Origin of the sequence: Burkholderia singularis (assembly GCF_900176645.1) — a bacterium.
GTDB lineage: Bacteria > Pseudomonadota > Gammaproteobacteria > Burkholderiales > Burkholderiaceae > Burkholderia > Burkholderia singularis.
On the sequence record NZ_FXAN01000040.1, the window covers coordinates 59,767 to 81,091 of the forward strand.

The 21,325-nt window shown below is 62.4% G+C and carries 21 protein-coding genes; 11 read left to right on the forward strand and 10 right to left on the reverse strand.

All coding sequences use genetic code 11. The features are described 5' to 3' along the window. Positions 1-19: 19 nt before the first annotated feature. Entirely contained in the window at positions 20-157 is a 138-nt protein-coding gene (locus tag BSIN_RS25775; protein WP_159935885.1) for a hypothetical protein, read from the reverse strand. A gap of 39 nt (positions 158-196) precedes the next feature. On the opposite strand from BSIN_RS25775, the gene deoA reads away from it, so the two are divergent. Next, positions 197-1,516: a thymidine phosphorylase gene (deoA, locus tag BSIN_RS06640; RefSeq protein ID WP_089339896.1), complete on the forward strand. Its 1,320-nt coding sequence runs from the start codon at positions 197-199 to the stop codon at positions 1,514-1,516. Between the two features lie 181 nt (positions 1,517-1,697). Next, positions 1,698-2,090 (forward strand): cytidine deaminase, encoded by a 393-nt coding sequence (locus BSIN_RS06645; protein ID WP_089339897.1) that lies wholly within the window; start codon positions 1,698-1,700, stop codon positions 2,088-2,090. A 120-nt stretch (positions 2,091-2,210) separates the two neighbouring features. On the opposite strand, the gene BSIN_RS06650 is transcribed toward BSIN_RS06645, so the two are convergent. Next, positions 2,211-2,948, reverse strand: a complete 738-nt coding sequence (locus tag BSIN_RS06650; RefSeq protein WP_089339898.1) for an NAD-dependent epimerase/dehydratase family protein — start codon at positions 2,946-2,948, stop codon at positions 2,211-2,213. 93 nt (positions 2,949-3,041) lie between these two features. Here BSIN_RS06650 and pdxR point away from each other — a divergent pair, with 93 nt between their 5' ends. The 3 genes from pdxR (at position 3,042) to BSIN_RS06665 (ending at position 7,622) form a co-directional block, all read left to right on the forward strand. Further along, positions 3,042-4,508, forward strand: coding sequence for a MocR-like pyridoxine biosynthesis transcription factor PdxR (pdxR, locus tag BSIN_RS06655; protein ID WP_089339899.1), 1,467 nt, complete (start codon positions 3,042-3,044; stop codon positions 4,506-4,508). Positions 4,509-4,814: 306 nt separating this feature from the next. Continuing rightward, positions 4,815-5,711, forward strand: a complete 897-nt coding sequence (locus BSIN_RS06660) for a metal-dependent hydrolase (protein ID WP_059515313.1) — start codon at positions 4,815-4,817, stop codon at positions 5,709-5,711. 363 nt (positions 5,712-6,074) lie between these two features. Beyond that, positions 6,075-7,622, forward strand: coding sequence for an amino acid permease (locus BSIN_RS06665; protein WP_069235481.1), 1,548 nt, complete (start codon positions 6,075-6,077; stop codon positions 7,620-7,622). Between the two features lie 247 nt (positions 7,623-7,869). Here the strand turns inward: BSIN_RS06665 and BSIN_RS06670 are convergent, their stop codons facing one another. The 4 genes from BSIN_RS06670 to BSIN_RS06685 all read right to left on the reverse strand — a co-directional run bounded on the left by BSIN_RS06670 (position 7,870) and on the right by BSIN_RS06685 (position 11,510). Continuing rightward, positions 7,870-8,913, reverse strand: a complete 1,044-nt coding sequence (locus tag BSIN_RS06670) for an FUSC family protein (protein ID WP_089339900.1) — start codon at positions 8,911-8,913, stop codon at positions 7,870-7,872. Positions 8,914-8,942: 29 nt separating this feature from the next. Then, complete coding sequence (locus BSIN_RS06675; protein WP_089339901.1) at positions 8,943-9,515, reverse strand: cysteine hydrolase family protein; 573 nt, start codon at positions 9,513-9,515, stop codon at positions 8,943-8,945. Beyond that, entirely contained in the window at positions 9,512-10,003 is a 492-nt protein-coding gene (locus tag BSIN_RS06680; protein ID WP_089339902.1) for a MarR family winged helix-turn-helix transcriptional regulator, read from the reverse strand. Before BSIN_RS06680 ends, BSIN_RS06675 begins: the two co-directional genes overlap by 4 nt. Positions 10,004-10,457: 454 nt before the next feature. Beyond that, positions 10,458-11,510 carry an AraC family transcriptional regulator gene (locus tag BSIN_RS06685; protein ID WP_089339903.1) on the reverse strand — a complete coding sequence of 351 codons (1,053 nt, stop codon included), beginning with the start codon at positions 11,508-11,510 and terminating at the stop codon, positions 10,458-10,460. Positions 11,511-11,623: 113 nt separating this feature from the next. On the opposite strand from BSIN_RS06685, the gene BSIN_RS06690 reads away from it, so the two are divergent. Next, positions 11,624-13,657 (forward strand): NADPH-dependent 2,4-dienoyl-CoA reductase, encoded by a 2,034-nt coding sequence (locus BSIN_RS06690; protein ID WP_089339904.1) that lies wholly within the window; start codon positions 11,624-11,626, stop codon positions 13,655-13,657. Between the two features lie 119 nt (positions 13,658-13,776). Here the strand turns inward: BSIN_RS06690 and BSIN_RS26735 are convergent, their stop codons facing one another. Then, positions 13,777-14,013, reverse strand: coding sequence for a GNAT family N-acetyltransferase (locus BSIN_RS26735; protein WP_089339905.1), 237 nt, complete (start codon positions 14,011-14,013; stop codon positions 13,777-13,779). Then, on the reverse strand, positions 14,014-14,268 hold the full coding sequence (locus BSIN_RS06700) for a hypothetical protein (RefSeq protein ID WP_089339906.1): 255 nt from the start codon (positions 14,266-14,268) through the stop codon (positions 14,014-14,016). Positions 14,269-14,705: 437 nt separating this feature from the next. Between BSIN_RS06700 and cyoA the strand changes: the two genes are divergently transcribed. The 5 genes from cyoA to BSIN_RS06725 all read left to right on the forward strand — a co-directional run bounded on the left by cyoA (position 14,706) and on the right by BSIN_RS06725 (position 19,273). After that, positions 14,706-15,593 (forward strand): ubiquinol oxidase subunit II, encoded by an 888-nt coding sequence (cyoA, locus tag BSIN_RS06705; RefSeq protein ID WP_089339907.1) that lies wholly within the window; start codon positions 14,706-14,708, stop codon positions 15,591-15,593. A 3-nt stretch (positions 15,594-15,596) separates the two neighbouring features. Continuing rightward, positions 15,597-17,597, forward strand: a complete 2,001-nt coding sequence (cyoB, locus tag BSIN_RS06710) for a cytochrome o ubiquinol oxidase subunit I (RefSeq protein ID WP_089339908.1) — start codon at positions 15,597-15,599, stop codon at positions 17,595-17,597. Further along, the gene (gene cyoC, locus BSIN_RS06715; RefSeq protein WP_059515295.1) at positions 17,597-18,211 is read left to right on the forward strand and encodes a cytochrome o ubiquinol oxidase subunit III; all 615 of its coding nucleotides are present in this window, start codon (positions 17,597-17,599) and stop codon (positions 18,209-18,211) included. Before cyoB ends, cyoC begins: the two co-directional genes overlap by 1 nt. Beyond that, on the forward strand, positions 18,212-18,544 hold the full coding sequence (cyoD, locus tag BSIN_RS06720) for a cytochrome o ubiquinol oxidase subunit IV (RefSeq protein ID WP_089339909.1): 333 nt from the start codon (positions 18,212-18,214) through the stop codon (positions 18,542-18,544). Between the two features lie 423 nt (positions 18,545-18,967). After that, positions 18,968-19,273 (forward strand): MFS transporter, encoded by a 306-nt coding sequence (locus BSIN_RS06725; protein ID WP_143757366.1) that lies wholly within the window; start codon positions 18,968-18,970, stop codon positions 19,271-19,273. A 1-nt stretch (position 19,274) separates the two neighbouring features. Here BSIN_RS06725 and BSIN_RS06730 read toward each other — a convergent pair whose 3' ends face one another. Next, a complete protein-coding gene (locus BSIN_RS06730; protein ID WP_089339910.1) occupies positions 19,275-20,096 on the reverse strand; it encodes a hypothetical protein in 822 nt (273 codons plus the stop codon). Further along, positions 20,086-21,273: a prephenate dehydratase gene (pheA, locus tag BSIN_RS06735; protein WP_159935888.1), complete on the reverse strand. Its 1,188-nt coding sequence runs from the start codon at positions 21,271-21,273 to the stop codon at positions 20,086-20,088. The genes BSIN_RS06730 and pheA overlap by 11 nt, the downstream gene beginning before the upstream one ends. Positions 21,274-21,325: the final 52 nt, after the last annotated feature.

Consider the following 21,325-nt stretch of genomic DNA (forward strand, 5'->3'; position numbering starts at 1 on the left):
CGCTTTCGCTGAATCGACATCAATCGGCCGGGCCGGTGCTAAAGGCGTCGTATCCGATCGATTCCGCGTCGCCCGACGGCGGCCGCACCGACGCGACAATGGCCGCGCCCGCCGCATCGGCAACAATGGTTGGTCCGCCCGCCTGGCGGCTGATCATGCGCGCCGGCGGCAACTGCAAACGGTAAAAGGAGAAGCGATGTTCCTGCCGCAGGAGTTCATTCGCCGGGTACGCGACCGGCAAACGCTCGACGCAGCCGATATCGAGCGTTTCGTGCGCGGCGTGACGACGGGCGACGTGACCGAAGGTCAGATCGCGGCATTCGCGATGGCGGTCTACTTCAATGAGTTGCCGTTGCCCGCGCGTATTGCGCTGACGCTCGCACAGCGCGATTCCGGCGACGTGCTCGACTGGCGCGGCGAGCGCCTGAATGGCCCGGTCGTCGATAAACACTCGACGGGCGGCGTCGGCGATCTGACGTCGCTGTTGATCGGGCCGCTGGTTGCCGCGTGCGGCGGCTACGTGCCGATGATTTCGGGGCGCGGGCTCGGCCACACGGGTGGCACGCTCGACAAACTCGAAGCGATTCCCGGCTATGACGTCGCGCCGGACGTTGATGCGCTGCGCCGCGTGGTGCGCGACGTCGGCGTGGCGATCGTCGGCCAGACTGCGCAGCTCGCGCCGGCCGACAAACGGATCTATGCGGTACGCGACGTGACGGCGACCGTCGAGTCGATTTCGCTGATCACCGCGTCGATTTTGTCGAAGAAGCTCGCGGCGGGTATCGAAGCATTGGCGATGGACGTGAAGGTCGGCTCGGGCGCATTCATGCCGAGTTTGGACAAGGCGGCCGAGCTTGCGCGCAGCCTTGTCGATGTCGGCAATGGCGCGGGGATGAAGACGGCGGCCACACTCACCGACATGAATCAGGCGCTTGCGCCGTGCGCGGGCAACGCGCTCGAGGTGCGTTGCGCGATCGATTGCTTGACGGGCGCCGCGCGCCCCGAGCGGCTGCTCGACGTCAGTATGGCGCTTGCCGCACGGATGTTGACGATGGGCGGTCTCGCACCGGACGAAGACGGCGCGCGCCGGCAGCTTGCCGCGGCGCTCGAATCGGGCGCCGCGGCCGAGCGTTTCGCGCGGATGGTCGCGGCGCTTGGCGGCCCGGCCGATCTGCTGGAGCGGCCTGATGCGTATTTGCCGCGCGCGGCGGTGAGTGTGCCGGTGTTTGCCGGGCAGGACGGCTGGATCGAGCAAATCGACGTGCGTGCGCTCGGGCTGGCGGTGGTCGAGCTGGGAGGAGGGCGTGCGAAGATCGGCGATGCGCTCGATTATTCGGTCGGCTTGAGCGCGCTGGCCGCGCTTGGCGAGCGTATCGACGCGCAGCAGCCGCTGGCGCTCGTGCATGCGCGTGACGCCGCCGCGGCGCAGCGTGCGGCGGACAGCGTGCGGCGTGCGTACCGGCTCGGCGTGACGCGGCCGGCGCCGGCGCGCGTCGTTTATGAGACGCTGGGCTGACGATCGGATAAGGTTGCGCGAGTCGCGGGAAAGACATTGGGTCGGCGCGAACCGGCCGATCGGGCTCAATCCTTCCGCAAACGCGCAGCGCTCGTCGTCTTCAACTGCGCACCGCTTGCGGCGGCACGATGATCTGCCGATGCGCCCAACGCAACTTCATCTATGAACAAAAGGTAATTCCATGACACATGAAACCATGATCGAAGCGGCGAAGGCCGCGCGTGAAAAGGCCTATGCGCCGTATTCGAAATTCAAGGTCGGCGCGGCGCTCGCGACGAAGGACGGCAAGGTGTTTCACGGCTGCAACGTCGAGAACGCATCGTATGGGCTGGCCAACTGCGCGGAGCGCACGGCGCTGTTCTCCGCGCTCGCGGCCGGTTACCGGCCGGGCGATTTCACGACGCTTGCGGTTGTCGGCGAAACCGACGGGCCGATCGCGCCGTGTGGCGCGTGCCGGCAGGTGATCGTCGAACTCGGCAAGCCCACGCTCGAAGTCGTGCTCGCAAACATGAAGGGCGATGTGCGCGTGACGAGCGCGAATGCATTGTTGCCGGACGCGTTTTATCTGGAGTGACGGCGCGGTCGGCGCGACTTGCTTGGTGATCGCCGCTGCGACGGCGATGCCGGCGGTAGCCGGAACGGCCGGGGCCGGGCGCGCGCCGTCGGCCGCTCGGCGCCGCGTTCATCGGGGGCGCTAGGCCGGCAGCCGCAGCGTCGGGTCCCATCCGAGTACACGCTTGGCTTTCGTGCTGTCGACCGCCGAGCGATCGTCGGCGACATTGAATATGCCGCCGGGCGATCGCTGCACGGCGAGCAGCGCCGCCCACGCGGCGGCTTCGACGTGCAGCGGGCTCGCGCCGGTCGGCGCGGCGCGCCCGGTGCCTGGACCGTACAGATTGCCGTAGCGCAATACCGTGGCAGCCGATCGCGGCGACTGTGCGCCGAGCACGTGCGTTTCGAGCGCGATCACGCCGCCGATCGTGATCGCGCGGTCGCCGTTGGCCGCGGTGTCGAGCGGCCGGTCTTCCGTGCAGGGCTCGGGGCCGGGCGCATAAGCCCATGCAATGCTTTGCGCGACGATGTGCGCGCATCCTGCTGCACGTGCCGCCGCGACGAGGTTGCGCGTGCCTTCGTCACGAATCCGCGCGTTGCGCGTGATCGCGTCCTTCATCCGCGCGGAGTCCAGTCCGGCCGGCAGATCGGTCAATTGATGCACGACGATCGCAGGCGCGATGTGTTCGACTTCGCGCGCAAGCGCGGCTCGGTCGAATACGTCGACGAGCACGGGCCGCGCGCCCGCCGCTTCGATAGCCGCACAGCGCTCGGCCCGGCGCGTGGTGCCGTAGACCACGTAGCCCGCACTCACGAGCAGCGGCGCGAGCATCGTGCCGATTGCGCCTGCGGCGCCGGCGAGAAAGACGGTTTCGTTCATGATCGGTGACGATGAAGCGAGTGTGACGGTGGCCCAGTCTCGCGTTAACATGACCTAGTCAAAAGAGCCAAAAAATGACTATTTGAGTAAGCCATGAACGATCCGCGCCAAGCGGTACGAGCCCCCGAAGCATTCGAATTTTCTGTCGATCGTCTCGATAGCCGTATTTCGCTGTCGCAGCAGATATATGACCGCCTTCGCGATGCGATCGCCGGCCGCGCGCTGCGTCCGGGCGCGCGGCTTCCTTCGACGCGCAGCCTGGCGAGCGCGCTCGGCGTCGCGCGCGGCACCGTCGAGGCGGCGTATCAGCGGCTCGCCGGTGAAGGTTACGTGCTCGCCCAAGGGGCGGCCGGCACCGTCGTATCGCCGCATCTCACGCCCACGCGCGTCACGCCAAGTGACACGCCAAGCCGGGTGCGCGACGATGAGCGCACCCGGCCCTCCCTCCCGGACGGCTGGCGTGCCGAGCCACCGTTGCCGCTGCAACTCGGCATTCCGGCGCTCGACATGTTTCCCCGCAAGCTTTGGTCAAGGCTTGCCGGCCGGCGCGTTCGTGCGCAGGCCGTGGCCGACCTCGCGTATGGCGATCCAGTCGGCTACCGGCCGCTGCGCGACGCGATTGCGGGCTATCTGCTCGTGTCGCGCGGCGTGCGTTGCCGGGCAGAGCAGGTGGTGATCACCGCCGGGTATCGGGCGTCGCTGTCGCTGATCGAGCGCGCGCTGCTGCGCACCGGCGATCAGGTATGGGTGGAAGATCCGTGCCATCTGCCGACGCGCGCCGTGCTCACCCGTTGCGCGATGCGCGTGTGCCCGATACCGGTGGACGGCGAGGGGCTTGTCGTCGAGGAGGGCGTGCGCCGCGCGCCGCACGCGGCGATGGCGGTCGTTACGCCTTCGCATCAGGCGCCTCTCGGTGTATCGATGAGCCTGCCGCGTCGCCTGAAGCTGCTCGAATGGGCCTCGGCCGCGCGGGCTTGGATTGTCGAGGACGACTACGACGGCGAATTCCGCTACAGCGGTTTTCCGCTGCCGGCCCTCAAGCATCTCGATACGCACGATCGCGTGCTGTACGCGGGCAGTTTTTCGAAAGTGTTGGCGCCGGGGCTGTCGCTGGGCTATCTCGTCGTGCCGAAACGGCTGATCCCGGCGTTTGCCGACGCGCTCGACGCATCGGCGGCCGGCGTGCCGTGGCTGACCCAGGCCGTTGTCGCGGATTTCATCGACGCCGGCCATCTGGCGCGCCATCTGAAGAAAATGCGCGCCCTGTACGCGCGCCGCCGAGCCTGGCTTTGTGAGGCGTTGACGGAGGTTTTCGCGCAGCGCGTGCAGATCGATCTGGCGCACGGCGGCATGCACCTCGTCGTGCGCTTGGCCGGGCGTACCGGCGACCGCACGCTCGCGCAACGTGCGCAGCGCGCGGGCTTGAACTGCCAGCCGCTGTCCGCGCGCTACGCGGCGGGAAGCGGGCCGGATGGCTTGCTGATGGGTTTTACCAACGTTGCGTCGCTCGACGAAGCCCGGCGGATCGCTCGGCGTTTGCAGCACGCGTTCGGCAGCTGAAGCGCCGGCGCGGCAGCGGTTGCGGCCGGGTGTCGGCCGCGCCCGGCGGCCCGCGATGCCCAGCCGCGGGGCCGATTCAGTCGGGTGGCCGGCGAGACGTGAAGCGCGGTGCATGACCTCGACCGACATGGTGGAAATCTGGTCTTGCGCAGCCCGATATCGTGATCTATGATGACATCAATTAATGTAACGTTGTATGATGATTCAATAAGGAATGGCGACCAAGCTCCCCGCTTCCCAACCAAACCCTCGGGAGAGCAATGAGTCGCACCCGCGTCCCGTCGGGGACGATATGGAGACATCTAAATGAATGTGAATGCAATCGTTCGCCGCGATATCCGTTTCGCCCTGCCGCCTGAGCGCATTTGCGACTGGCATACAGAAGGCGTGGGCGTCACCCACCTGTTCAATGCGCTGTCGCTGCTGTTTCCAGCGGGCGAGCGCTTCTTCATGGACTCGGTGCGCAACTATCGCGACCGCATCGAGGAGCCGTCGCTGAAGCGTGACGTTGCCGGCTTCATCGGCCAGGAAGCGATGCACACGCGCGAGCACGTCGAATTCAACGATCTGCTGCAAGCGGCGGGCATGCCCGCGCACAAGCTCGATAAACGCTTGTGGACGGTGCTCGGCTGGTTCAAGAAGGTGTTGCCGCATTCGATGCAACTCGCGGTGACGATGGCGCTCGAGCATTACACGGCGATGTTCACGGGTCTGGTGCTCGCGAACCGCATCACGGTGAGCGATGTCGACGGCTACCGGCAGATGTGGCATTGGCACTCGATGGAAGAGACCGAGCACAAGGGGGTGGCCTACGACGTGTGGCGTACCGTGATGAAGCCGGGCCTGTCCAGCTATTTGTTGCGCGTCAGCATGATGCTGCTCGTCACCGTGGTGTTCTGGACGACGCTGTTCGATTTCAACACACGGCTGCTGATCGCGCATCGCCGCCGCTTCGGCAAAGTGCCGGGCATCGGCAAGCTCATCAAGTATTTGTGGAGTCCGAAGAACGGGATCTTCGCGCTGATCGCGCGCGAATGGCTCGATTATTTCCGGCCGGGCTTCCATCCGTGGGATCACGACAATAGCGCGCATCTCGAGGGTCTCGACAGCCTGATCGCCGAGATCGATGCGAGCAATGCGCGCCAGGCGGCATTCGCCGCGCCGCGCCGGGTGCCGCTGCACCCGGTGCAGCAGGCAACGTAAGTAGCAATAGCAGGCAAATCAGGGAGACGAGAAAGGCCGCTACGAGCGGCCTTTCCTTTTTTCGGCACTTTTCGGCACTTGGCTCGTCGCGCCGCAGCCGGCAAGCTGCGCATGTCGTGCCCGCCCGCTGGTGGCGATGCAACCCATTGATCGGCAAGCGCTTTGCGCCGGTCTCGGCCGCGCACGCAGTGCGGGCGGATGGCTTCGAATCGGGTAGAATCCGCGCTGCGCAAAAAAATAGAGACGGCGTGTCGCCCGGTTGGCATCGGCGATGTGCCGTCGTTCGATCCGCGGCGAGCCACCTCCCGGCGGCTCGCCCGGCGCGGCGCCGCTTTGTTGCCCGCGCTCCCTTGCCAGCCCGTTATGTCACCAAAACCGAATTCCGACAGTTCCTCCTACCCATCGAATCCCCCGACGCTGCGCCGCAGCCTGAAAGCCCGTCACCTGACGATGATCGCGATCGGCGGTTCGATCGGCACGGGCCTGTTCGTCGCGTCCGGCGCGTCGATTTCGCAGGCGGGCCCCGGCGGCGCGATGCTCGCGTATCTGCTGATCGGTGCGATGGTCTATTGCCTGATGATGAGCTTGGGCGAGATGGCCGCGTTCATGCCGGTGTCAGGTTCGTTTTCGACTTATGGCGCCAAATATGTCGACGAGGGCTTCGGCTTCGCGCTCGGCTGGAACTATTGGTACAACTGGGCGGTGACGATTGCGGTCGAGCTTGTCGCCGCGCAGCTCGTCATGCATTACTGGTTTCCCGACGTGCCGGGCATCTGGTGGAGCGCGCTCTTTCTCGGCGTGATGTTCGTGCTCAATGTCTTGACGGTGCGCGGCTTCGGCGAGGCGGAATACTGGTTTGCGCTGATCAAGGTTGTGACCGTGCTCGCGTTCGTCGGCGTCGGGCTCTTGATGATCTTCGGTATCCTGAAGGGCGGCCCGAGCGACGGCTGGCGCAACTTCACGATCGGCGATGCGCCGTTCGTCGGCGGACTCCCGGCGATGATGGGTGTTGCGATGATCGCGGGCTTTTCGTTCCAGGGCACCGAGCTGATTGGCGTGGCTGCGGGGGAATCCGAAAATCCGCGCACGACGATTCCGCGCGCGGTCCGGCAAGTGTTCTGGCGCATTTTGTTGTTCTATGTGCTGGCGATTTTCGTGATCGGAATACTGATTCCGTACACCGATCCGAATCTGTTGAAGAGCGATGTGACCGACGTTGGCGTCAGCCCATTTACGCTGGTGTTCCGGCATGCGGGCCTTGCGTTCGCGGCTGGCGTGATGAACGCGGTCATCTTGACTGCGGTGCTGTCGGCGGGCAACTCGGGGATGTATGCGTCGACGCGGATGCTCTACAACCTTGCGACCGAAGGGCGCGCGCCGAAATTGTTCGCGAAATTGTCGGCAAGCGGCGTGCCGCGTAATGCGCTATATGCGACGACGGCGGTTGGCGCGCTGTGCTTTCTGTCGTCCCTGTACGGCGACAAGACGGTTTATTTGTGGCTGTTGAACACGTCGGGGATGACGGGTTTCATCGCGTGGCTCGGTATTGCGGTCAGCCACTATCGCTTTCGCAAGGGCTTCATTCGCCAGGGCTATTCGGTCGATCAACTGCCGTATCAGTCGAAACTGTTTCCTTATGGGCCGATTTTTGCGTTCGTGTTATGTGTCGTGATCGCCCTAGGTCAGGATTACCAAGCATTCCTGTCGAACAAGATCGATTGGATCGGCGTGCTCGCAACTTATATCGGGATTCCGCTTTTCCTGGCTGTGTGGTTCGGCTACCGGCTCGTCAACAAATCCCGTTTCGTGCGTTACGAGGATATGGATATCGCGCCGTGGATCGCCGGACATGCGTCGGCGCATGACCGGTACGAAGCAGCGCGCGTGCCGCCGAATCGCGAGACGGCTTAGCGGCCAGCGGTTGCACCGCATCGCCGCATCCGAAAAAGCGGCCGGCTCTGTTTGAGGGCCGGCCGCTTTCTTTTATGGGGAATCGGCCTAGGTGCATCGACGTCCGATTCGGGCATGCGCCGTTCGGTGTCTGGCCGCGGAACGGGCGACGCGCGGCATGATCCGGCGGGCGGCGCGTTGCCGGTGCGCGGCGGCTTGAGGCCGAGCCAGGATTCGGATAACGAAACGAAGCGTCTGGAGCGCGCCGTCAATGAGCCCGATGCCGTTGCGGGCGGGAGGCGCACCTCTGCATGAGCGGAACCGCGAGCCGGTGCGTTGCCAGGGCGAACGCGATGCCGATCGCCCCGCCAAGCAGCACGTCGGCGACGCGTTCGGCGGCAATCGCCGCCGACTGCTGCGCGATCCACGACGCGCATGCGATGCAAGCGCAGCGTGCGCCGAAACCGGTTGCATAGTGACGGAACGCGACGAGCGTGACGATCGACGCGAGCGTTGCGAGCATGTAGACGAGCGTGCCGTGCGGCAGCAGCATGCCGATCGCGAGCCCGCCCGGCACGCCCACCAGCGCGCCCAGGGTACGATCGCGCAGCTTGCGGTGCGCACTCGACACAGTGCCGGTCACGACGCTCGCGGCCGACCAGATCACCCATTGCCCGTTGTCGATGTGACGCCATTCGACGAGCATCGCGGCGGCGGAAACCGCAAGCATCGCCGCGATAGCCGTTTGCGTCGCGTCGCCCGGCGCGACGCGCGGGCCGAGATCGCGCGCGTCGTGCAGGCGCGCGAGCATACGCATGCGCTGTCCGGCGGGCGCGCTGCGCAGCGTGTTGATGCAAGCGAGTGCGACGGGCGGCAGCATTGCCGCGCATAGAAAGGGTATCAGCGATTGCGCCTGGTGGCGCGAGGCAGCGGCTTCGCAGGTCAGATACAGCGATGGGATAAAGATGAAGTTGCCGAGTGAGCGCAATCGTGCACCGAAGCGTGATAACGCGACGGCGGCCGCGGCGAGCGCCGCGCAGCCGGCAACGAACGTTGGCCACCCGCTTAGCGCGAGCGACAGCGACAGAAAGCCGATGACGATTGCCGCGCCGTGAACGAGCGCGCCGAGCGGCGCGACGCCGACGCGCTCGACGGCAATCGTGACCGACACCGTCGCGATTGCCGCCAATAGCCAACGCGTATCGCCGGTCGCCGCGTAGGACGCGATAACCGGTATGCACACCGCGAGCGTGTGACGCAATGCCGGCAGGTTCAGCGCGCCGGCGATCCGGGCGGCTAGCATGTCGCGCATCTCGGCGCTCCGTGGCGTTGCCGATAGGCTCAGAGTGTCGCCAGCTCGTCGACCGTGACGATTCGCGCGATGCCGCGCAGCATGTCGATCGAGCGTTGGTGTTCGTCGTCCGTCGCGGCGGTGCACGCATCCTCGAGCACGAGGACGTCGTAGTCGCGATCGTGCGCGTCGCGGGCCGTGGCCTGCACCGCCCATGTCGTGCTGACACCCGTGACGATCACGCGCTCGACGCGATTCGCGCGCAATGCAGCCTCGAGGCGGGTTGCGTAGAACGCACTGACACGCGGCTTGACGACGACGAGTTGTACCGCGCCTGCGTCGAGATCCGGATGAAACGCGGTGCCGGGGCCGCTCAAGTCGAGCGCGCCGAATTCCTTTGCACGAGAGAACATCGGCGAGTGCGTGGGCAGGTCCGGGTAGCCCGGTTCGAAGCCGACTTTGACGGCGATGCGTAGCCAGTCCTTTTGGGCGGCAATCGACAGCGCCTGGTTGAAGCGGCCGACGACGTTGCGCAGTGCCGCATGCGCGGCACTGCGTGCAATCTTGCCGGTGGGATGCATGATGTCGACGATGTAGTCGAGCCCGATCAGTGCGGTTTTCATCGGAAACTCCTGCGAGAGGGGAGGGAAGGCTCGCCGCCCGGCGCGTCTTCGTATTGCGCGAGCCGTTCGAGCAGCGGGCTTGCGGCGACGAGCAACGCGCGTTCGTCGGCGGTGAGGCATTCGTTCATTGCGCGCACGAGCCATTCCTCGCGCTTCGTTCGATTGCCGTACAGCAGGCGCTTGCCGTTCGCGGTCAACGACACGCGGGTTTTTCGGCCGTCGTGCGGATCGGCGTGGCGCTCGATGTGGCCGTTGCCTTCCAGTTCGCGCAGCAGCGTGGCGAGATTCGACGAGCGTAGCTGCTCCGCCGCCGCCAGTTCGGACGGAGTGACATCGCCCCCGAGACGGTCGATCGCGCCGAGCAGCAGAAGTTGCGAGAACTGTACGGGATCAGCGTGATTCTGCGCTTCGCGGCGCAGACGGCGGTTGAGCCCGGTGACTGCGCCGCGAAGTCGGCAGGCAAATTGGAGATGTGCGTTCTTGGCCATGTTCGCTACTTTAATATAGCTATATTTTTATAGCAAGATGGGTGTTCTGCCGCCGGCATTGCCGAATGCAAGACGCATTGCAATGCAGTGCGAACGTCGCCCGATAATTTGCGATGGACCGATTGGGGAAGGAACGAACCGTTAGCGCGGGTACAACTTGAACAATTCGGCGGGTGTATAGCGCGTATTGCGCACGCTGCTGCTCGAATAAGATTCTCGACCGGCTTGATTTAGTGGTCAGCCGCCGGCGCATACCAGGAAGCCCTGTATGGATGTGCTGTCATGAGCACCGACATATTGACGCACGGCGTTGGTGTGGCAAGTGCCGTATCGCCGGGGAATTGCTTGGGTAGCCGAATATTCCTGGGATGAAAAAGAAAGCAATCCGCAATAATTGACGACCGCCGATTGACAGGCTGACCGGTCTGCACCTGGAAAACAACGCGCGTCGCACTCAATAGTTGGGCGCTTGTTCGTCGCGCCGGTATGCGCTGGGTGTTTGCCCGGTCCATTTGCGGAACGCGCGCGTGAAATTTGCCGGATCGGTGAATTGCAGGCGTTCGGCGATCGTCTTCAGATCAAGATCGGATGCGCGCAACATATGGCGTGCGTCGCGCAGCCGCGCTTCGTCTACGAGCGAGCGATAGCCGGAGCCTGCGTCGAGCAGGCGCCGCCGCAGGGTGCGCGTCGACATCAGCAGACGTTTGGCCAACTCGTCCGGGTCAGGATAGCCGCGTTCGGTCAGAACCAGCTCCGCGCGCACCCGCGCGACGAGATCGCCTTCGTCGTGACGCACGTGAGCATATTCGCGTTCGACCTGCGCGAGCGCCTGCTGATGCGCGATTTCGTCGGCAAGCGGCAGCGGCCAGTCGAGCGCGCTGCGCGCTACCCATAGCGCATTGGCTGCACAACCGAAACGCACGGGCGGTAGCCGATGGTGGTAGCGCGTGTAATAGTCCGGTTCGGGCCAGGTGAATTGCAACTCGATCGGCGGATCCTGGCGTCCCGTGACCGTGCTCACGTTTTGCGCGATGCCGGTGAGCACGATCTCGAACATTGCGTGATGCTGAAGCACCGGGCTCGGCTGGACGCCGTGCAGTGCCAGCAACACGCCGTCCTCGCGCTCCGTGTATTGCAACCGGTATTGTCGATTGCGCATCCGAAAGTAACGCGCATTGACGGAGAGGGACGTGCGCAAATCGGCCGCGGTCAACGCCGCGTAGCCGAGAAAGCCGTGTACCGACATGCGCAGCCGCAGGCCGAGTTCGAAGCCGATGCCTTCGTCGCCGCTCAGCCGCATTGCGTTCAGCACGAGCCGACCCCATTGCGATGGCGCGACGCGCGCGTTCGGCTCGTCGAGCACATCGTCGTGCAGCCCGGTGCCCGCGCGCGCGTCGCGCGGATCGATGCCGCGTTCCTCGAAGACCTTCAGCAAATGCCGCAAATAGGCGACCGGGATTGTCGGCCGCCGTAGGCCCAGATTGTCCTTGATCGTGCGTCGCACCATGATAAATGGCCAAGATTGGCCGAAAATGACAAGTATTATGGCTGTTTGCCCCCTCACGGACAAGCGGGGTTGCGCTTACGATGTGCACACAACCATTTTCCGTTCGATAGACCATGACGACCCCGTTTCCCCATTTGCTTGCTCCGCTCGATCTCGGCTTCACGACGCTGCGCAATCGCGTGCTGATGGGGTCGATGCACACTGGCCTCGAGGACAGCCGCAAGACGTTGCCGCGTCTTGCCGACTATTTCGCCGAGCGCGCGCGCGGCGGCGCCGGCCTGATCGTCACGGGCGGCTTCGCGCCGAATGTCGCCGGCTGGACGAAACCGTTCGGCGGCACGTTGTCGACCACGGCGGCGGCACGGCGGCATCGCGTGATTCCCGACGCGGTGCATGCGCACGGCGGCAAGATCGCGCTGCAGATTCTGCATACGGGGCGCTACGGCTATCATCCGTTCGCGGTCGCACCTTCGCGCATCCAATCGCCGATTTCACCGTTCACGCCGCACGAGCTGACCGCGCGCGGCATCGAGCGGCAAATCCGCGCGTTCATGCGCTGCGCGTCGCTTGCGCGCGAGGCGGGTTACGATGGCGTCGAGATCATGGGATCGGAAGGATATCTGATCAATCAGTTCATCTCGATGCATACCAACCATCGCAAGGACGAATGGGGCGGATCGTATGCAAACCGGATGCGCCTGCCGGTCGAGATCGTGACGCGCACGCGCGAGGCCGTCGGCCGTGACTTCATCATCATCTACCGGTTGTCGATGCTCGATCTGATTCCGGACGGTAGCAACTGGGACGAAGTCGTGATGCTCGCAAAGGCCATCGAGCGCGCGGGCGCGACGCTGATCAACACCGGGATCGGCTGGCACGAGGCGCGGGTGCCGACGATCGCGACGTCGGTGCCGCGTGGCGCGTTCGCATGGGTGACGCAAAAAATGAAAGGCGAGGTCGGCATTCCGCTCGTAACGACGAACCGGATCAACCGGCCAGAGGTCGCCGAGCGGATTCTGGCCGACGGTTGCGCGGACATGGTGTCGATGGCCCGGCCGTTTCTCGCCGACGCCGAGTTTGTGAAAAAGGCGGCCGAAGGGCGCGTCGACGAAATCAACGTCTGTATCGGCTGCAATCAGGCGTGCCTCGATCACGCGTTCAAGAATAAGGTTGCATCGTGCTTGTTGAATCCGCGTGCCTGTCACGAGACTGAGCTGAACTATGTGCGAGCGGCGAAAGCCAAGCGTATCGCGGTGATCGGTGCCGGGCCGGCGGGCCTGGCATGCGCGACGGTACTCGCGCAGCGCGGACATCACGTCGATTTGTTCGATGCGGCGGCCGAGATCGGGGGGCAGTTCAACATGGCCAAGCGGATTCCGGGCAAGGAGGAATTCCACGAGGCACTGCGTTATTTCGGACGGCAGATCGAATTGACCGGGGTGGTGTTGCATTTGAATCGACGTATCGCGCCGGCCGAGCTGATTGCCGCGAAATACGATGAAGTCATACTCGCGACCGGTGTGACGCCGCGCGATCCGCGCATCCCCGGCCAGGATCATCCGAAAGTGCTGACCTATATCGACGTGCTTGCGCGTAACAAACCGGTCGGTGAGCGTGTCGCGGTGGTGGGCGCAGGTGGGATCGGCTTCGACGTATCCGAGTTTCTCGTTCAGGATGGCGAATCGTCGGCGCTCGATCTCGATGCATGGAAGGCCGAATGGGGCGTCACCGATCCCGCGCTCGAGCGTGGCGGCGTGACGCGCGCGCGGGTGTCGCCGCCCGCGCGCCGCGTCACGCTGTTACAACGCAAGGCAACCGGGCTCGGCAAGGGGCTGGGCAAGACGACCGGCTGGATTCATCGCGCGACGCTGAAGATGAAGGGCGTAGAGATGATCGGCGGCGTGAACTATGAATTGATCGATGATGCGGGGCTGCATGTGACGTTTGGTGAAGCGCGCAAGGATCGGACCGTGATCGAGGTGGACACGATCGTGCTATGCACGGGACAGGAATCGGATCGCTCGCTGTATGAGCCGCTGAAGGCCGCGGGCGTGCCGGTGCACCTGATCGGCGGCGCGGAGTTGGCATCGGAGCTTGATGCGAAGCGCGCGATCGATCAAGGCTCGCGGCTCGCGGCAAGGCTTTAAGCACGGTGCGTCGTGTTTTCTTTCGGATGCCGCATGCCAACGAGGTGCATCAGTAGCGAATCAAAAAAAATTTTGTTGAGATCGTTTAGTGTTTTTCTAATGCCGGTGAGTGGAAAGGCTTAAACGAAAGTCTTTTCGCTATACCGTTTCTGGAGAAAGTACCGGGTATGTCCTAACGGAAAGCCGGGCAGTTCAGCAAAAACCGTGAACACGAACCGTTCGTAAATTCTCTTGGCATCGAGATTGAAGGTGTCGATCCAAGCCGCGTGGCATCCTCGCTCTATAGCGATTTGCTTGGCACGTTCCAATAAATCAAAGGCGTATCCTTGACCACGAGCATTTTCTGCTATGTACAGTCATTTGATAAACAGCCATCCCCACGCGGTGTGACCGATCAGCCCACCAGCATGACCGTCCGCCCCCTCTATAGATAGAGCAAGATTCTTGAGGTTTGACAGACCTTTAGTTCTAGCGTTGAACTCGGACAATCCTTCGCCAACAAGTTCGGAGAGCGATAAGGGTATTTCGTCAAATACGGTCAGGCGGCTTTTCATAGTACCTATCCCGATAGAAATAATTGTTGCCTCGTAGAACTGTTTCGCGAAGCTCATTGTATTGCAACGCGTCGGCATCCGCCTGGGTGTAATCGGCTCCCTTCTTTTCTCTCCCTCTCCACCAAGCGCCACCTGAAACGATGTCGCAGGTACGACCGTGCGGACGGTCCTGTGAGATTTCGTGTCGAGTGTGATGCCCTACGTCGGCGTGCCATACGGTTGTATGAAGACGGATGCGATTTCCGCATACGGCAACGTAGTAAACGTAACGTTGCGCGACGCCGCTCTGAAGTGCTTTCGCCACCCGTGAATCAGCGATGGAGCGCGCATTTAAAAACGTATGCGTCAACGTGTCACATCTCGGAATTCGTAAAGGTGATTTTCACGGAAGGCAGATGCATGTCTAGTTCGAGCATCGTATGATGCGGCCAATTCCGAGCATCGGACGTGCGCTCGCGCATTCGGAGTATCTATGCATCAATTAGGCAAATGTGATGAAAAGAAAGGCTTTTAGAAGCTTATTGTTTTTCCTGGGAGTCGGGCTGACCGTTGCTCTCTCAGGATGCGATCTCGACGTGTTGAATCCGAAGGGCAGTGTCGGCGCGGCGGAGAAAGCGCTGATTGCAACGTCGACGTGGGCGATGCTGATCGTTGTGGTGCCGGTAATTTTCTTGACGCTGTTCTTTGCATGGCGCTATCGCGCATCGAACCGCAATGCGACCTATGCGCCGAAGTGGGCGCATTCGACCGCGATTGAAGTGGTGATCTGGACGGTGCCGACGCTGATCATTCTGTTCCTCGGCGTGCTGACTTGGAAGACCACGCACGAGCTGGACCCATACCGGCCGCTCGAATCGCAGGTCAAGCCGATCAATGTCGAGGTCGTCGCCCTCGACTGGAAGTGGCTGTTCGTCTATCCCGATCTCGGCATTGCGTCGGTCAACCAGTTGGCGGTTCCAGTTGGTGCGCCGATCAATCTGCGGATCACGTCCGATGCGGTAATGAATTCTTTCTTCATTCCGCAGCTCGGCACGCAAGTCTATGCGATGGCGGGGATGCAAACGCGGCTGCATTTAATCGCCGATGCACCCGGCGATTTCGCCGGGATGTCGGCGAATTACAGCGGCCGGGGCTTTTCCGACATGAAATTCCGCACGTTCGCGACACCGCAGGATGCATTCGACGCGTGGGTTGCCAAGGTGCGCGCGTCGTCGAACCATCTGGACATGACGGCATACAGTCAACTCGCGCAACCGAGCGAGAAGGAGCCGGTGCGCTACTACTCGACAGTGGACGTGCGGCTGTTTAACAACATCATCGCGAAGTACAACAACGGTCACGTCCTCGATTTGAAGGATGCGGCTTGCGGAACGAAGGGGTAACGCATGTTCGGCAAACTGACACTTTCGGCGATCCCGTTCGATCAGCCGATCATCATGAGCGCGGGCGCCTTCATGGGCTTGGTCGTGCTGGGCATACTCGGCACGCTGACGGTGACCGGCCGCTGGAAATGGCTGTGGACCGAATGGCTGACCACGGTCGATCACAAGAAACTCGGTGTGATGTATATCATCGTCGCGCTGATCATGCTGTTGCGCGGCTTCGCCGACGCGATCATGATGCGCATGCAGCTTGCGCTCGCGTATCATGCGCCTGGCTATCTGCCGCCGCATCACTATGACCAGATCTTCACCGCGCATGGCGTCATCATGATCTTCTTCATGGCGATGGCGTTCATGGTCGGTCTGATGAACATCATCGTGCCGCTGCAGATCGGTGCGCGCGATGTCGCGTTTCCGTTCATCAATTCGTTGAGCTTTTGGCTGACGGCGGTCGGCGCGATCCTGATCAACATCTCGCTTGTCGTCGGGGAATTCGCGCAAACGGGCTGGCTCGCCTATCCTCCGTTATCCGAACTACAGTTCAGTCCGGGCGTGGGTGTCGACTACTATTTGTGGGCGTTGCAGATATCCGGCGTCGGGACGTTGCTGACGGGCGTCAATTTTTTCGTAACGATCCTGAAGATGCGCGCACCCGGTATGTCGCTGATGAAGATGCCGGTGTTCACATGGACGGCGTTGTGCACGAACGTGCTGATCATGGCATCGTTCCCGATCTTGACGGCGACACTTGCGCTGCTCGGCCTCGACCGCTATCTCGGCATGCACTTTTTTACGAACGATGCCGGCGGCAACGCCATGCTGTACCTGAACCTGATTTGGGCTTGGGGACACCCCGAGGTGTACATCCTGATCCTGCCTGCGTTCGGAATCTTCTCGGAGGTCGTTGCGACTTACGCGAAAAAACCGTTGTTCGGCTACAAGACGATGGTCTACGCGAGCTGCGCGATCATGGTGCTGTCGTTTCTCGTGTGGCTGCATCATTTCTTCACGATGGGCTCGGGCGCGAACGTCAACGCGTTCTTCGGGATCATGACGATGATCATTGCAATTCCGACCGGCGTGAAGGTATTCAACTGGCTGTTTACGATCTATCGCGGCCGGCTTGAATTCTCGACGCCGATTCTCTGGACGATCGGTTTCATGGTGACGTTCACGCTCGGTGGGATGACAGGCGTGATGATGGCGATTCCAGGTGCGGACTTCGTGCTGCACAACAGCCTGTTCCTGATTGCGCACTTTCATAACGTGATCATCGGCGGCGTGCTGTTCGGCTATCTCGCGGGCTTTAACTACTGGTTCCCGAAAGTGTTCGGCTTCAAGCTGAACGAAAAGCTTGGCAAAGCGTCGTTCTGGTTCTGGCAGGTCGGCTTCTATGTTGCGTTCGTGCCGCTCTACGTACTCGGCTTCATGGGCATGACGCGCCGCCTGAACCATTACGACAATCCCGCTTGGCATCCTTGGCTGATCGTCGCGGCGGCGGGCGCCGTGCTGATCGCGATCGGCATCGCGTGCCAGTTGCTGCAACTCGTCGTCAGTATCCGCGATCGTCATCTGCCGGAGAACCGCGATTTGACGGGCGACCCATGGGATGGCCGCACGCTCGAATGGGCGATGTCGTCGCCGCCGCCGGCCTACAATTTCGCGACGATTCCGGTCGTGCACGAACTCGACGAATATGCGTATCGCAAGGAGCGCGGCCTCGGTATCGGCAAGCAATCGGAATATCGCGACATCCATATGCCGTCGAATACGAGTGCTGGCTTGTTCGTCGGGTTGTTCAGCTTGGTGCTCGGTTTTGCCGCGGTGTGGCACATCTGGTGGCTCGTGATTGCCGGTCTAGCCGGCGTCGTCGCAACGGTGATCGTCTATAGCTCGAACGATAACGAAGGCTATTACATTCCGGCCGACGAGGTGCGCGAGATCGAGGCGTTGGGCGGTGCACGCAAGATGCGGCCGGTGAACGTCGAACTGGAGACCAACTGATGGCATATCTATCCTTGAGCGCGGCAGAGCACGCCAATGCGCACGACCACGATCATCCGCCGTCTCATTCTGTATTCGGCTTCTGGCTGTATCTGATGACGGATTGCGTGATCTTTGCCGCGCTGTTCGCGGTGTTTGCGGTGCTCGGCCGGCAGTATGCGGGCGGCCCGAGCGCGGCCGATTTGTTCGACATTCCCGGCGTGGCGGTGGAGACAGCGCTACTGCTCGTCAGCAGCATCACATACGGGTTGGCGATGATCGGTGCGCAACGTGGACGACGCGGTGCGCTGTTCGGTTGGCTGGCCATCACGTTCTTGCTCGGTGCGGGGTTTCTCGTGCTGGAGCTGCGCGAATTCTCGCATCTGATTGGACAAGGCGCGGGGCCGCAGCGCAGCGCGTTCCTGTCGTCGTTCTTCACGCTGGTCGGCACGCACGGCCTGCACGTTGCCACCGGCTTGCTGTGGATGGCCGTGCTCGCATTTCAGGCGCTGCGCCGCCCAGCGTTGACCGAGCGGGATATCCGCCGGCTTACCTGCTTGAGCCTGTTCTGGCACTTCCTCGACATCGTCTGGATTTGCGTCTTTACCTTCGTTTATCTCGCGAGCGTGATCTAAATGGCTGATTCGCATCTTTCTCACGACGGCGAAGCGCACGGTACCGTGGGCGGTTATATCACCGGATTTATTCTATCGATTGTATTGACGGCCGCATCGTTCGGGCTCGTGCTGAGCGGTGCGCTGCCGCCACGCGAATCGATTGTCGCGCTTGCGGCGCTTGCGTTCGTGCAGATCGTCGTTCATTTGATTTATTTTCTGCATATGAATGCGTCGTCGAGCCAGCGCTGGAATGTGGTGGCGTTCAGTTATACGGTGGTGACCGTAGGAATCCTGATCGTTGGCTCGATGTGGGTCATGCATAACGTCAGTATGAACATGATGTCGCGTTGAGCGATATTGTTGCGTCGCACAGCGGTTCTGCATGAGCCGCACATGGGCAGCTGCTGCCGGCCAGCGCCGGGGCAGCTGCCCATTTTTTTGCCAGGCTCACATCGGCAGTCGCACAAGACCGTAGCCGTGCGGCCGGTTTGGGGCTAACCGACATTCGGAAACCGTGGTCGCCGAACCGAATTCGCAGCGGTTTCGATCGACCGCGTATCGTTCGCGCTCCAGTGAAGCGCTGCCCGCTTTCCGAGTTAATTCGACCAGACAGTCTCCAGCATCGCTCAGCAGATGCATTCGATAATGGGTATGAATCCTTTCATGGAAAGAAAGGAGGGTTGATTTTTTCGGATTGTTGATGAATTTTTTATTAAATCGATTTCTTCGGTATGGTCGCAAACGATACCGATATTGCGTATCGGGAAGCCGTGTATGTGCTTTGCTGCTTATCCGTGGCACACGAGTTTCGTGGCGATGTGCGTGCTCGCCGTATTTTTAGGGCTTGCGCTCGGTATGGCGCAGCCGAATCTTCTCGCGCTGGTTCATGACGTCGCGGCGCAACGGGATGTCGGGCGGGTGATCGGTTTGCGAACGATTTTGCAGAATGTCGGGGCGTCGCTGTGGCCTTTGTGTTTCGGCGCGCTCGGCCAGCCTGTCATCGGCTTGGTGTTGCCGGGCGAGGGCATCATATTTTTATTGGCCGGCATGCGGTTTTCGTTGACGCGAACGCGTCCTTGAATCAGAGCCGCGAGCGCAATGAGAATGCCGAACGCGTGAATGCCGTAACCCAACGCGTCGTCACTGCATTGGCGATTTCGTCGAGCAGTGCCTCGACGGCGTCGACCTGCCATGCGTGTGCGTCTGACGGCGCAAGTCCCGCAGATGCCGTTGGCCCCAGTGCAATGCCGCACGGCGCTCGCTCGCTCGTCACAAGTTCGCAGACGGCCCGATGCGCCTGTTTTGCAATGGTCGCGCTAGTCATCGCTTCGATTGCGCTCAAATCAATCACCGAACGTGACAAGTCACCGACGTCGAGATGCGCCGCCGCGGCCAACTGCTCGGCGCTCGCGTCCGGCCTGAACGGCAGCAGCCAACCGACCTGGCGCGACGCACAGAGCGCTTCGAGAAAGGTTGGCGGCGCGCTCGATCCCGTGCCGTCCGATTCCTGCGGCGGCTCGCATAACGTCCAGGTCGAAACCGTTGCTGTGTCGGCTTGCGTGCCGTTACGCATGCGTCCGATCTGTGCGGCGAGCGGGCAGTACACATCGGACGCGGGCCAGACGATTTCGCCCGTGCCTGTTGAATCCAGCCGTAGTGGCCAACTGCTGGCTCCTAATGCGGCTGGCTCGCCCGTTACGCTGCATGGCCTGTTCGGCGGCGAGTAGAGCAATAGCAGTTCGAGTTCGTCTGCATAGCTTTCTCGCACGCGGGCGAACCATCGCAACGCATCCTTGTCGCGCAACAAGGCCGGGCAGGCGCGCAGCATGACGATCGCACGCGTGTCATAGCCAGTGAAGATCGCGTTCACGCGTCGCGCGGTCCGTTCAAATTCAGTTTGCATGAGAGGAATCCTGATTGATTGCGTGCAGCGCCACAGGGATTTTGATTCCGTGTTGCGCGTGCTGTTCGCCGGATCTGGCCGTCGCCGCATATGCGCCCAGCACGCGCAGCGACGTGACGACGGTACGTAGCTCGTGCAACGCGTCGAGCAGGTCGGGGTGATGTCGGCAGCAGCCGATTTCGATGAAAAACCGGTAAGCCCAAAGTTCGCTTTTGAGCGGCCGGGAATCGATGCGAGTGATGGCGATGCAACGCGCCGCGAACGGAGTGAGACAGCGCAAGAGCGCGCCTGTGTCGTTTTCAAGCTCAACGGCGATGAGTGTGCGCTCGTCGTCGCGTGGCGCAGCAGCTTGCTTGCCTATGATCGAAAACCGCGTGCTGTTGAGCCGCTCGTCTTGAATATCGGCTGCAAGCACTGTCAGCGCATAGCGCGCGGCCGCGCGGCGGCTGGCTATCGCGGCCGTGCCCGGCGTGGTGCTTGCCAACTGCGCCGCGTGCGCATTGCTGGCCGCAAGCGTGCGCTCGACGTGCGGCAGATTCGCATCGAGCCAACGGCGGCATTGTCCGAGCGCTTGCGGATGCGCGATGACGCTCGCAATGTCATCCATCCGACCATCGGCCGACATCAGGCAATGCGAGATCGGCAGCGCGACCTCGGCGAATATCTGCATCGATTTGTCGAATACGAGATCGAGCGTGCGCATGATGGTCCCTTCGGTGGAATTCTCGATCGGAACCACACCATAGCGGGCCGAGCCTGCGTCGATCGCGTAAAACACAGCATCGACACTGTCGCACGGCAGCGCTTGCACGCTATGACCGAAATGCGTGTGCATCGCGTCTTCGGTATAGGTGCCGGCCGGCCCGAGAAACGCAACCGTCGGCCCTTCCTGCAACGTGCGGCTAATGCGAAAGATCTCGGTCCAGATCGCGCGCACGTGTGAATGCGCAAGCGGCCCCGAGCTGCACTCGTCGAGCGAGGCCAGGATTTCCTGTTCGCGCACAGGCTGGTGCACGCGCTCGCCCATCGAGCGCTTTGCATGGCCGATCGCTTGTGCGTGATCGAGCCGTTCGTTCAGCAATGCGATCAATCGTTCATCAATGGACATGATGGCGGTGCGATGCCGAGCGATCTCGTCGTTCGGCGTCGGCGCGCGCCCAATGGATAGGTCGGTCATTTCGCGCTCCGTTCGGTGAAAGCACGCCGCATCAATGGCCTCGTCCGCGGCC